Below are 12,580 nucleotides of genomic sequence, written 5' to 3'. Positions count from 1 at the left end.
GGGGCTTGTCTTCAGCTAACTGACCCGAAGGCTGAAGATCCTCCAGTAAAGGAATTTAACTTGAATTCTTTGGTCGTGTTTTGTGAAATTTATTTTAATTCTTTGACACCTTTTTTCCTTTCTTTTCCCGGTCTGGCTGTGCTAAAATAAAACGTACGTTCCCCTTCAACCTCTTCTGTTCCCTCCAAAAGTTTACATACCACAAAACAAGAAACAGGTGATAATTCATGAAGTTAATCATCGCTGAGAAGCCTGACCAGGCAGCGAAACTTGCTGCGCCTTTTCCTTCGAGCAGAAAAAAAGAGTATATCGCAATAAAGTCATGCCCGCTTTTTCCGGAAGGGGCAGCCGTTACGTGGGCGGTCGGCCATCTTTGTGAGCTCGTACCCCCGGAGGAATATACTCAGAAATGGAAAAAGTGGCAGCTCGAAACCCTGCCGATCGTACCTCCTGAGTTTAAATACCGTGTCAGTAAAACCAAATGGAAAGCTTTCAAAGTCATAAAAGAATTTGTCCACCGTCCTGAAACTTCTGAGGTGATTATTGCCGGGGATGCAGGACGGGAAGGGGAAGCGATTGTGCGCCTCGTGCTGCAGCAGGCACATAATAAAAAACCTTTAAAAAGGCTCTGGATCTCCTCGCTTACGCCCAAAGCCGTTACGAAGGGGTTCGAACAGTTAAAGAACGAAGAAGACACAAGGCCGCTATTCCACGAAGCGATTAGCAGAGCATACGCTGACTGGCTGGTAGGAATGAACGCATCAAGAGCCTACACTCTTCTTCTTCAGCAAAAAGGAGCACAAGATGTTTTCTCTACAGGAAGAGTACAGACACCAACGCTTGCTTTAATAGTTAAAAGAGAAGAGGAAATTGAGATTTTTAAACCAGAACCTTTCTGGGAAGTGAAAGCTGTTTTTTCAGTAGAAGGGAAATTATATGAAGGGATTTGGCATAAAGAAGGGGAAACGCGGCTCGATACACCTGAAACAGCTGATAAAATTGCTCATTTCTGTAAAGGAAAACACGCCAGAGTGACAGGGGTCCATACAAAAGAAAAAGTGATTCATCCCCCTTATTTATTTAATTTATCTGCCTTACAGGCGGCTGCTAATAAAAGATTTAAATATTCACCAAAGAAAACACTGGATATTGCCCAAAAACTTTATGTAAAAGGGTACGTTTCCTACCCTAGAACGGACTCCAGCTTTGTGACAAAAGAAGAAGCGGCGATGTTTCCTGGTCTTCTGGATAAATTTTCAGAAATGGCGGAATTTAAGCCGTTTTTTCCTTTGCCGGTTTCATCACTCCTATCTTCTAAAAGATACGTTAACGACAAAAAAGTGAAAGACCATTATGCCATCATACCTACTGAACAGGTGGTCTCACCTGACACCTTGCCGGCTGAAGAGAAAAATATTTACCGTATGATTGCAGAACGGCTGATTGCGGCACATCATCACCCTTGCAAAATGAATTACACAACAATCGACACCCTTGTTGACGAAAGAGCAGCCTTTCGTTCAAAAGGCAAGCAGGTAATTGATGAAGGTTGGAGAAAAGTTATTCCTGCCTCCAAAGAAGCAAGCGGTGAAGAGAAAACCCTTCCTGTATTAGCAGAAGGTGAGAGAGGATTCGTAAAAGAGGCTTTTTCTAAAGAAAGCAAAACTCAGCCGCCAAAAAGGTATACAGAGGGTGACTTAATCACTCTTATGAAAACAGCAGGAAAACATATTGATGATGAGAGTTTAATTAAAGTCATGAAAGAGACAGAAGGGCTCGGCACCGAAGCGACACGGGCAGGGATTATTGGTGTATTAAAAGACCGCGGCTACATTCATGTCACTAAAAACCAGGTGTATGCGACGGAAAAAGGAAAAACACTCATCCAGGCCGTTGGTGAATCTATTCTTGCTTCCCCTGAAATGACTGCTAAATGGGAGCAGCGACTCGCTGAAATTGGACAGGGGAAGGCAGATATGAACCGGTTTTTAGAGCAGGCGAAAGCCCTGTCTTCCTCAATCATAGAAGATGCGAAACAGCGGTCGTCCGCGTGGAGTTTCAATCCTGAAATTCTGGGTGATATTATCTCTTCAAGAAAGGGAAAAAGGTATAAGGGAAAAGCCGAAAGCCTAGGTGGCTGTCCACAATGCAACGGTAAAGTAATTGATAAAGGAAATTTTTACGGATGCGCCAACTACAGAAAGTCAAAATGTCCGTTTACCGTATCTAAGAGAATTTTAAGCCGGCCCATTAGCGGTGCCCAAATGAAGAAATTACTTAAGAATGGAAAGACAGACGTCATTAAAGGATTTCAGAACAATGGAAAAACCTTTGATGCGTCACTGGTCTGGGAAGGCGGCCAAAATAAGCTTACGTTTTCTTTTCAGAATAATAATTCTGAGAACCGGTAAAGGTCACGTCAACTTTCATAACTTCTGACCGGCTGCCGATTCTGACCGGCGGCCCCCAGAATCCGAATCCTGATGATACAAAGACATGAAGCTGGTCCATCTGTTTATATCCGTAATCGACGTCGAACAGTCTACTGGTAATCCACTGATAGGGAAAGATCTGTCCCTTGTGTGTGTGACCGCAAAACAGCATATCGGCGTAGTTTTCTTTAATTGGCTGGATGTCAGCAGGCTGGTGGTCCATAATAAGCTTTGGAAGATCGTTTCCGGCAGCATCAAGCAGATCCCCTGCCGGGAGGCGGTTGCGGTCTGTTTTATCTTTACGGCCGATAATATAAGCGTTACTGTCCAATTTAATGATCTCGTCTTTCAGTATTTTTACTCCTGCCTCGTCCATGATCCTCGTCAGCTCATCAATCTTTCCTCCGTAATATTCATGGTTACCGAGTACAGCGTAAATGCCGAGGCGGGCGTTTAACTTTTTAAGGGTTCTGTCCATCTTTTTTTCTTTAAACAAGTCAGGGTCATCGTCAACTAAATCACCGGGAAACAAAATCAGGTCCGCATTCATCCGGTTGATGGTGCTGACAAGCCTTTCAGCATGCTTTTTACCTGACAGGCCGCCGAAATGCATGTCCGACGCCACAGCTATACGCAGAGTGCGGTCAGGTGCCTGGGGATGCTCTACAGTGAGTTTGTATTCTTTAATGGAAGGCATATAAGCATTAAACAGCCCTGTTCCTGTATAAACTAAAAACAGTATTAATGTGGCATAACCCGCAGTTACAATAACCCCTTCACCTGATAGGCCTGCAAAACCGAGGAGCCAGACAACGAGGTTAACAACAGGAAAGATAAAAATAGCGAAGTGGAAAAAGGCCATCCAGCAAGAACCGATGTTTTTAAGCATTGGAAAAGTTTTTAGACGGTAGCCTAACATATAAGCGTATGACAGGAGCCCGATAAGTATGGCAAGTGTCCATGGCCGGTTATAGCCCCAGGCCGCTTCAAGAAATTTGTATATATTCCAGCCGATATAGCCATTTAAGGCTGTGTAAGTTAATATAAAAAAACCTAAGCTTAATAACAGGCGTATATTCAATTCAGATCCACCTCTGTTTAAATTATGTTATCAGTGATTGATGAAGAGTCCTTTCTATTTTATTATTAAGTAGATTGGAATACAAAAAAAACGGGTAATTGGAGGATGAGCCATGGCAGGTGAATTAAGGGCAATTTGGATAAAAAGAATGGCCCGGGGTCCAATGGATCCAGTGGACAAAGGGACATTAATTGAAAACCGGGGCTTACATACAAATAAAGACCAGGGGGGCAAAAGGCAGGTAACCCTCATAGATGAAAACGTCTGGTCGGAACTTATGGATCAGCTCAATGCTGACCTGGACCCTTCTGCCCGGCGTGCAAATCTAATGCTTAAAGGAATTAACCTTGAAAAATCCCGCGGCAGACATCTGCAGATCGGCAGAACAATGATAAAAATTTACGGGGAAACGAAACCGTGTGAACGGATGGATGAAGCCCTTCCCGGGCTCAAAGACGCGATGTATGAAAACTGGAAAGGCGGCGCATACGGAGTAGTCGTTAAAGGCGGGGAAATCAGTACGGGAGATAAAGCCGAGTGGGTCGAAATATAAAATTTCCCGTCCGATCTGGTAGCTTCTTACTGAAACCATGTTAAAATAAAAGCGGAAACAGAATTTTCTGAAAAGGTGATAGATATGAAAAGAATCGATTTTGTTAATGGACAGCTCTATACGGAGACGCGCTTTAAATTTCAAGGTAAAGTGCAAACGATCGAACGAATGATGATTGACACAAGTGCGCCTCAAACAGTGATCTCTGAACAGCTCGCTTTAAAACTCGGTATTGAAAAGCTGGATATAAACCAGCAGGAAGAGATGGATTCACTTAGCGTCGGGCCGTTGAAAGTCAGCCAGTTTCCGGTAATAATTTCGGATGTTCATGAAGAAGGTGTCCTCGGTCTTGATTTTTTAAAAAAAGTAGGAGCGAAAATTAATCTTGACGCCATGACCATTTCCAGTTCAAGAACTTAAAAGTTGGTGAAATCTCTTGACCTTAAGCTGAACAAGGGTTATTATCACTTTCGGTAGCAATTACTTTTAATTTAAATGATATCTAACAGCGAAGGAGGATTATGCATGGCAGAACAAGAAGAGCCGTTATTAAACTCCGGTGACACTGTCGAAGTCGTGGCCGGTGAATATAAAGGAAAGAAGGCAAAAGTTATTTCTGCTTATACGAATTCCATCTCAGTGGAACTCGATATGAAAGAGGAAGACGGTAGTAAACCCCGTACAGTCTTAAAGCATTCAGAGTATAAGACAGCCGGAAATTAATTAACAGCCCTGCAAATTCAGCGTATTTGCAGGGCTTCCTTCATTCTGCCCCCTCATTGCATTGTCATTATTTTCTCACTTTTATCCGTTTCTTTTATTTAAAAAAGAAAGATAATGGAATTAATAAGCCGGTTTTAAGCCGGCTGATTGAAGGGGAGTGGAGTGGATGAAAGGGCTCATTATATTTTCCACCAGTCACGGAACAACAGAAAAAGCCGCAGAATACGTAAGTTCACACGTTAATCTTGAAATGACCCTGGTAAATATTAAGAAAGAAAAAGTACCTTCCTTAGATGGGTTCGATGTCATAGTGATCGGCACGTCTATACACATCGGCCAGATTCCAAGAAAAATGCGCCGTTTTTTAATGTCTAATGAAGATTTGCTCCTTACAAAGACACTGGCTCTTTATTTGTGCTGTATGCATGAAGGGGAGGAGAGGCAAAAACAGTTCGAAGCCAGTTTCCCGAACCGTCTTAGAAGCCATGCTTCTGCTTGTGGATTATTCGGCGGAGAACTGATCTTTTCCAGAATGTCTTACTTTGAAAAACTTATGATTAAAAAAGCAGCGAAGGTGACTGAAGATCAATCGACGTTTGATGAGAAAGCAATAAAGGGGTTTACTGCCAAAATAAATCAGTCCCTTATAAGCGACCCGGCTCCGGTTTAACGCAATTCCGAAAGAAGTCTCCCTCTTCAAGCGTGTGAAGGTGCGACAGCACCAACGGTAAGGGGGAGATGAATTTCGGTTGGGCGAAAGCCCAAAGGCTTTTGTTTTTCACTGTGATTTGATATTATCAGTCTTATAATGTGTGAGGACTGATATAACAATGAAATTAGATAGTAATAACCATTCAGTATTCTTAATGTATTACCACCTTGTTTTAGTTGTGAAATACAGAAGAAATGTCATTGATGAGATGATTTCAGACTATGCGAAAGATAAATTTGTGTCCTTGGGTGAAAAATACAACATCACATTGATGGAATGGAATCACGACAGTGAGCACGTTCATATTTTGTTCAAAGCCCACCCTAATACAGAATTATCTAAATTCATCAACGCATACAAAAGTGCCAGTTCAAGACTTATCAAAAAAGAGTTCCCTCTCGTTCGGAAGAAGCTTTGGAAAGAAATGTTTTGGTCGAGAAGTTTTTGTTTGTTGACCACTGGTGGTTCACCTATTGAAGTGGTGAAAAAATTCATTGAAAACCAAGGGATGAATTGAGGTGATTGAATATGGTGAAACGAAACAAAGCATACAAGTTTCGTTTGTATCCAACAGACGAACAGGCATCGATTATTCGCAAAACCTTCGGTTGCGTTCGCTTTGTGTACAACAACATGTTAGCGGAACGACAGGCGACTTATGAGTTACTGAAGGATGATAAGGAAGCGTTGAAAAAAGTGAAACATCCTACTCCTGCCAAGTATAAAAGTGAGTTTGAGTGGTTGAAAGAATTAGACTCATTATCGTTAGCCAATGCTCAACTAAACTTGGATAAAGCATATAAAGCCTTTTTCAAAGGCAACGCCAAGTTTCCGAAGTTCAAAAGCAAACGACACAAACAAAGCTATACAACGAATGTCGTGAATGGGAACATTCAACTGTTGGATGGTCATATCAAATTACCGAAGCTCAAAATGGTCAAAATCAAACAGCATCGAATGATTCCTTCGGAATATGTCGTTAAATCTTGCACACTATCAATGACAGCATTGGGCAAGTATTATATATCTATTCTGACAGAGTATGAGAAAGAGATTGAAAGCAAAAAAATTGAAAACGTTGTTGGATTGGATTTTGCGATGAATGGACTATTTGTCGATAGTGAAGGTAAGAAAGCCAATTACCCTCGCTTTTATCGTCAAATGCTCAATAAATTGGCTCAGGAACAACGCAAACTGTCACGCAAAGCGAAAGGCTCTGCCAACTGGAATAAACAACGCATTCGAGTTGCCAACATTCAAGAGAAGGTCGCTAATCAACGCAAAAACTTTCTTCACCACAAATCCAAAGAGTTGGCGACTATATATGATGCCGTTATTATTGAAGATTTAGACATGAAAGCCATGTCACAAGTCTTGAAGTTTGGCAAAAGTGTTGCGGATAACGGTTGGGGAATGTTCACTTCTTTTTTAGCCTACAAACTAAAAGAGCAGGGGAAGCAACTCATTAAGATCGACAAATGGTTTCCGTCTACGAAAACCTGTTCGTGTTGTGGCAACACGCAGCCGATGCCGATTACCCTTCGAACCTACGCTTGTTCGTGCGGGCTAACGATCGATAGAGACGTCAATGCCGCACGAAACATCAAAAATGAAGGCATTCGCTTGGTTGCGATTGCCTAATCATAGAATATAAACTCTTGGAACAAGAGGGTTAGCTTGGTTCATTTCGTCAGCTAACAAAAGTGGCGATTACCCAAGAAGCCCCCACTTCAATCAACCAGTAAGGGTGATAAGTGGTGGGTAGTTCACAAGAGCAGCTTGGTGCCTATTCCCGTGGGAGAAACTTTCTTGAGAAAGCGGTGGAAGGATAATTCGTTAAAGGGAGCAAACTATTGGATAATAAGAAAATCGCCCCCGGGATTTTCTGATACTTTAAAAATACCAGGTGAGGCGATTTCTTTTTTCAGGCAGGATATTTCTTTTGATAACTAACAGTTTATAGCCAGCCGGTAAAGTGGAAACTGTAAAGAACTAACGACAATATGACAAAGCAAATACAGACAAAGGGCGCGTTTTGCCTTGCGATTACCGGAGCAGGTGTATTCATTAATTTAGAGGACATAAGCACCTGGCCTGAGAATGGCGATAATTGGGTGGCCATCGTCCACGCAAGAAGCAGCGTGAGTGCGATATACTGGGGGCTTACGCCGAATGTTGACGGCGACAGCGAACTTCCAATTCCGATTACTATTATAATCGGGTGTATCCCTATCTGTGCCAGAAGAATGGCGATTAACATGACAAAAACAGTAAAAAGATAGACAGAACCAAATGAGATTTGGAAAAGGACAGAAGAAATAATCTCTCCAAGCTCTGTATAAGCAAGAGCAAGCCCAAAATAACCGGCACTTATAAAGACGGCTAATTCATTTTTTAACCGGGAGAAAGAACCTTCGGCCTGTTCGTAGACATCCTGTATAAACGCTCTCAGAATCTTTGAGAAAGCAGCCCATATAAATGGGAGCACCACTGCCAGCAAGGAAACAACCGTCAGCATATTAACAGCTAACAGATAATCAAGTAAAAATGACAGGCCTACCAGCACAATTGAAAAAATAAACAATGAATGTAAAGAAGCTCCTGTATAGCTTGCAGAAACAGTGCTTTCCTGAGACACATAAGGGTCATCTGCAAATGAAATATGCGGAAGCATCACTACGCTTACAGCCATATAGATGACTCCAAGAATCATTCCATACCCGCCTATATCAAACCAGGAGACGTCAAACAGGACAAGAACGAGCCCGACATTTACAAAATAAGGGGACCAGAGCATACAAAAAGCAAAAGCTCTCATAATATGCAGAGTCAATTTTTTTTCCTGAAAGGAAGAAAAGCTTTCATCAGCGATCCGTTTAACAATCGCCAGAGAGCCGAAGTTTAATAAAGCCCCGATAGTGGCGATAAGTAAATAACTTAAACGGTAAGGGTGTCTTCCCCCTTGCCTTTCCCGTTCCTTCACTTTCTCCTTTAACGCAGATAAATAGCCGGCGGTCGACATAAACGTTCCTATTAAAGGAATTAATAAAAAAAGCGTTAAGAGGTTCATGTTCTGTCCGAAACCGTGCAGCACTGGCTGTAAACCTGTTTCAGAAGTAAAAAAGACATATGAACCTGCTGCTAAAAGTGTTAACACAACCACACGTGTGAGCCCTGTGATTGCCAGAACAGCAAAGAACAGGAGTACGGCACCAAACACGCTGTATGTATGGACCAGCCATACATTTGGATAAAACTGGCTGATTAAATAAATGATGGACGTTATGTAACAAAGGATTCCCAATAATCCGAAAAGTCTGCTGTAAATGGCCATAACCACCTCCCTGTCTGACGCTGTCTTCCTTAATTCTATCATATACGTGGTTTTTCTAAAGGGAGCCCTGTATTATACTTGTAGTATCCAGGTGTAAATCATGAGAGGAGAGAGGAGTTATGAAAATACGCACGCCATTAACCCGGCTGCAGCCAAGCCAGTTATATATTAACCGCACCAAACTGAGAAAGCTGATTATGGACGGTTTTACAGGGGACGATTTAATTAACGACCCCCTTAAGGTTATTAAACTAAATGGCGAGCTCGTCCTTATTAAAGATCATACGAAAGCTTTTCTTGCTTACCAGCAGGGCATTCAAACGATTGAAGTGGAATATTACCCGGAAGTAAGTGACCTGTACATTTATAAGAAGTGTGTGGAATGGTGCAAGGAAGAAGGGATTACCTCTGTTTCTGATTTAGGAAAACAGATTCTTCCTGACGAGGATTTTGAAAGAGAATGGCAGCTTCGAATCGATACATATAAAAGGCTCCCGGATGACTAAACAGATTGTTTTGATCACCGGGGCGAACAGCGGGTTCGGAAGAGAAATAGCCATGGCTTTAGCCCAGCAGAACTATGTTGTCATCGCAGGTATAAGGAATATGTCCAACAAAGAAAAGATGTTGGAGGAAGCGGACAAGCTTGGAATTTCTGAGGGCAGCTTGACTGTTAAAAAACTCGACGTGACTTTAAACAGCGATATACGGGACTTATACGCATTTATTAGAGAGAGATTCGGGCGGATAGATATTCTTATTAATAATGCAGGTTACAGCCAGGGAGGGGTATTCGAGTCGTTGTCTGGGACTGAATGGGAAAAGCAGTTTCAGACAAATGTACTGGGCGTTGCCTCAGTGACCAGAGCGTTTATTCCTATGATGCGTGAAGCGAGAAACGGAAAAGTGATTAATATTGGGAGTATCAGCGGGAAAGCCGGCTTTCCGGGACTCGGGCCTTATGCCGCTTCAAAGCATGCTTTGGAAGGGTTAAGTGAATCGCTCCGTCTTGAATTAAAGCCTTTTAATGTGTATACGTCGCTTATCGAAGCAGGTTCCTTTAAGACGGGCATTTGGGAAAAAGGTATTGCCGGCGCTCCCAAATCAGATATAGAAGACTACAGGCGGCTGATGGCCTATATGGAATCTTACGCGCGGCAAATGACCGAAAGAGCAGAGTCTCCAGAAAAAGTTATTAAACTTGTGAAGGACATCTGCCGCCATTCTGCCCCGAGGTTCCGCTACCGGACGGGTAAAGGCGTCACAGGCGCGATTCTGTTAAAAACACTTCTCCCCTGGTCTTTATATGAGCGTTTCGTATTAAGGCTTATGAGAAAATCTTAATTGTTAATGAAAGGAAAGAGGAGGCTGATGGAAATGAAAGCAGTAATTTTTGATTTGGACGGCGTCCTTGCTGACACAGTAGAGTTTCATTATCTGTCCATTAAAAAGGTTGCAGAAAGAGAGGGCGTGCCCTTTACAAGGCAAATGAACCAGCAACTCCAGGGTATGAACCGGAAACATATTATGAAGGAAATCTTAAAACCTTCCAGTAAAAGCTACAGCGACAACGAAATTGATCAGCTTGCTGACCTTAAAAATAAGTATTACATAGATTATATTCAAACGCTTGCCCCTGGGGATGCCCTGCCTGGAATGGTTGATTTTCTTAAAGAACTTAAAAGCGAAAAGATCAGAACGGCCATTGCTTCTTCCAGTTCAAATGCCCGGACTGTGCTTGAAAATCTGGGAATTACCGGTTATTTCGACATTATTATAAATGCAAAAGACATTACCCGTATGAAGCCTGACCCGGAGATCTTTTTGAAAGCTGCAGACGAATTAGAAGCCGACTACAGAGAGTGCGCAGCCATCGAAGACAGTGAAGCAGGATTGAAAGCTATTAAAGCGACTCCTATGTTTTCTGTCGGAATTGGTGAGGAGCCTTTTTTAAAACACGCTGACCTGTATTTGAAAAAAACGGAAGAAATAAGTCTCGGCCGTTTATACGCGGCATTTATAAACTCTATGAAAAGGAATTAAAAGGGACTTCTGCGTACAAAATAAGAAGGAGACTTCAAATCCTTACCGACTTCATGTAAACTATATATCAGATATTAGGACCATGTGTTAATTTTTGCGGTTATTGTATAAGAGCCTGCTTGAATGATAACAAGAAGGGGAGAAACGAATTGAATAAACGAGTGGCAGTTACAGGGGTCGGCGCTGTTAGCCCGCTAGCTAACGACGCTTATACATCGTGGGAAAAAATTAAAAAAGGTGAATCCGGTATAGACACCATTACTAAATTTGATATGGAGAAGTACAGTGTGAAAGTGGCCGGCGAAGTAAAAGGCTTTTCGGCTAAAGACTATATGGACTTTAAAGAAGCGAGACGAATGGCTCGTTTTACTCATTTTGCAATAGCTGCGAGCAAAATGGCAGCAGAAGATGCCTCACTTAAAGTCGGCGAAAACGTGGATGCTGAACGAACCGGTGTATGGATCGGATCGGGTATCGGCGGTTTAGATGAATTTGAAGAACAGCATAAGAAGTTTTTAAGTAAAGGGCCAAGACGTGTCAGTCCGTTTATTATTCCTATGTTCATTCCGGACATGGCTTCAGGAAGAGTATCGATTGAATTAGGCGCAAAAGGTATGAATAACTGTTCCGTAACCGCCTGCGCATCAGGGACGAATTCGATTGGTGATGCATTCCGCGTTATACAAAAAGGAGACGCGGATGTGATGATCGCAGGAGGAGCCGAGGCGTCGATTACTGAAATGACTCTGGCCGGCTTCTCAAACATGACTGCTCTCTCAACAAATGACGATCCAAGGAGCGCGAGCCGCCCATTTGATAAAAACCGGGACGGATTTGTCATTGCTGAAGGGTCAGCTATATTAATTTTGGAAGAGCTGGAGCATGCGTTAGCCCGCGGAGCGGAAATTTACGGCGAACTATGCGGTTACGGAGCGACTGGCGATGCCCACCACATTACAACTCCTGCTCTGGACGGGGAAGGCGGCCAGCGAGCGATGAGAATGGCTCTAACCGATGGGGGCTTTTCTCCGGAAGACATAAGCAGCATAAACGCCCATGGAACATCAACGCCATACAACGATCTCTATGAAACGAACGCTATTAAAAAAGTTTTCGGCCCTCACGCTTATAATCTTGGTGTGAGCTCAACGAAATCGATGACAGGCCATTTGCTGGGAGCAGCTGGTGCTATCGAAGCTGTATTTTCAGTACTGTCATTGAAAGACGGGATCTTACCTCCGACGATTAATTATGAAACGCCGGACCCTGAGCTTGATCTGGATTATGTGCCAAATGAATCGAGAAAAGCCGATGTCCAGGCGGTGATGTCTAACTCTCTCGGATTTGGAGGCCACAATGCCTCTCTCGTTTTTAAAAAATATAATTAAGGTTTAAATCTAAGAAGACTCTTATTATGGAAACTTCCATTTGAGGGTCTTTTGTTATTTAAAATATAAAAGAGAGGCCGGGACAAAAGAATAGTAATCATAAAGAAAGCCGAACAAATCTTATGATTTTTGTTCGGTTTTTCGCTTATGTACTTAACTCTGATAAATAGTAATGGCAGTCATTTCAGTCCGCCAGGCGGACACTTGCCCAGGGGCTTGTCTTCAGCTAAATTCAACTCAGCCTGGAGCTTCGTTGAATTGGATCTTCAGACTGCGCATACCCCCTGTGGCGTCGCCGCCTTCTGTCCTTCAAT

At 42.7% G+C, this 12,580-nt stretch carries 13 protein-coding genes; 11 read left to right on the top strand and 2 right to left on the bottom strand.

From position 1 onward, the window contains the following. Positions 1–227: 227 nt before the first annotated feature. Positions 228–2,411: a DNA topoisomerase III gene (locus K8O68_RS05775; RefSeq protein WP_230895975.1), complete on the top strand. Its 2,184-nt coding sequence runs from the start codon at positions 228–230 to the stop codon at positions 2,409–2,411. Here the strand turns inward: K8O68_RS05775 and K8O68_RS05770 are convergent. Beyond that, positions 2,371–3,513, bottom strand: a complete 1,143-nt coding sequence (locus K8O68_RS05770; RefSeq protein WP_230895974.1) for a metallophosphoesterase — start codon at positions 3,511–3,513, stop codon at positions 2,371–2,373. The two genes, K8O68_RS05775 and K8O68_RS05770, sit on opposite strands and share 41 nt — an antisense overlap. Before the next feature lie 112 nt (positions 3,514–3,625). Between K8O68_RS05770 and K8O68_RS05765 the strand changes: the two genes are divergently transcribed. The 6 genes from K8O68_RS05765 to K8O68_RS05740 all read left to right on the top strand — a co-directional run bounded on the left by K8O68_RS05765 (position 3,626) and on the right by K8O68_RS05740 (position 7,142). After that, positions 3,626–4,066: an MOSC domain-containing protein gene (locus K8O68_RS05765; RefSeq protein WP_230895973.1), complete on the top strand. Its 441-nt coding sequence runs from the start codon at positions 3,626–3,628 to the stop codon at positions 4,064–4,066. A gap of 84 nt (positions 4,067–4,150) precedes the next feature. Next, complete coding sequence (locus tag K8O68_RS05760; RefSeq protein ID WP_230895972.1) at positions 4,151–4,486, top strand: retropepsin-like aspartic protease; 336 nt, start codon at positions 4,151–4,153, stop codon at positions 4,484–4,486. 105 nt (positions 4,487–4,591) lie between these two features. Further along, complete coding sequence (locus K8O68_RS05755; RefSeq protein ID WP_230895971.1) at positions 4,592–4,789, top strand: KOW motif domain-containing protein; 198 nt, start codon at positions 4,592–4,594, stop codon at positions 4,787–4,789. Positions 4,790–4,955: 166 nt separating this feature from the next. Then, complete coding sequence (locus tag K8O68_RS05750) at positions 4,956–5,459, top strand: flavodoxin domain-containing protein (protein ID WP_230895970.1); 504 nt, start codon at positions 4,956–4,958, stop codon at positions 5,457–5,459. A 160-nt stretch (positions 5,460–5,619) separates the two neighbouring features. After that, positions 5,620–6,018, top strand: a complete 399-nt coding sequence (gene tnpA / locus K8O68_RS05745; protein WP_230895969.1) for an IS200/IS605 family transposase — start codon at positions 5,620–5,622, stop codon at positions 6,016–6,018. Between the two features lie 11 nt (positions 6,019–6,029). Next, the gene (locus tag K8O68_RS05740; RefSeq protein WP_230895968.1) at positions 6,030–7,142 is read left to right on the top strand and encodes a transposase; all 1,113 of its coding nucleotides are present in this window, start codon (positions 6,030–6,032) and stop codon (positions 7,140–7,142) included. A gap of 316 nt (positions 7,143–7,458) precedes the next feature. Here K8O68_RS05740 and K8O68_RS05735 read toward each other — a convergent pair whose 3' ends face one another. Beyond that, positions 7,459–8,835 carry a hypothetical protein gene (locus K8O68_RS05735; protein ID WP_230895967.1) on the bottom strand — a complete coding sequence of 459 codons (1,377 nt, stop codon included), beginning with the start codon at positions 8,833–8,835 and terminating at the stop codon, positions 7,459–7,461. 119 nt (positions 8,836–8,954) lie between these two features. Here K8O68_RS05735 and K8O68_RS05730 point away from each other — a divergent pair, with 119 nt between their 5' ends. The 4 genes from K8O68_RS05730 to fabF all read left to right on the top strand — a co-directional run bounded on the left by K8O68_RS05730 (position 8,955) and on the right by fabF (position 12,266). Continuing rightward, positions 8,955–9,341, top strand: coding sequence for a hypothetical protein (locus tag K8O68_RS05730; protein ID WP_230895966.1), 387 nt, complete (start codon positions 8,955–8,957; stop codon positions 9,339–9,341). Next, positions 9,334–10,179 carry an SDR family NAD(P)-dependent oxidoreductase gene (locus K8O68_RS05725; protein WP_230895965.1) on the top strand — a complete coding sequence of 282 codons (846 nt, stop codon included), beginning with the start codon at positions 9,334–9,336 and terminating at the stop codon, positions 10,177–10,179. Before K8O68_RS05730 ends, K8O68_RS05725 begins: the two co-directional genes overlap by 8 nt. Before the next feature lie 33 nt (positions 10,180–10,212). Then, complete coding sequence (gene pgmB / locus K8O68_RS05720) at positions 10,213–10,878, top strand: beta-phosphoglucomutase (protein WP_230895964.1); 666 nt, start codon at positions 10,213–10,215, stop codon at positions 10,876–10,878. Between the two features lie 149 nt (positions 10,879–11,027). Then, positions 11,028–12,266 carry a beta-ketoacyl-ACP synthase II gene (gene fabF / locus K8O68_RS05715; protein ID WP_230895963.1) on the top strand — a complete coding sequence of 413 codons (1,239 nt, stop codon included), beginning with the start codon at positions 11,028–11,030 and terminating at the stop codon, positions 12,264–12,266. Positions 12,267–12,580 lie beyond the last annotated feature (314 nt).

Source organism: Salipaludibacillus sp. CUR1 (assembly GCF_021028955.1).
Lineage (GTDB): Bacteria > Bacillota > Bacilli > Bacillales > Salisediminibacteriaceae > Salipaludibacillus.
Note: the sequence above shows the minus strand (reverse complement) of the source record. Positions and strands in the feature narration are given on the sequence as shown.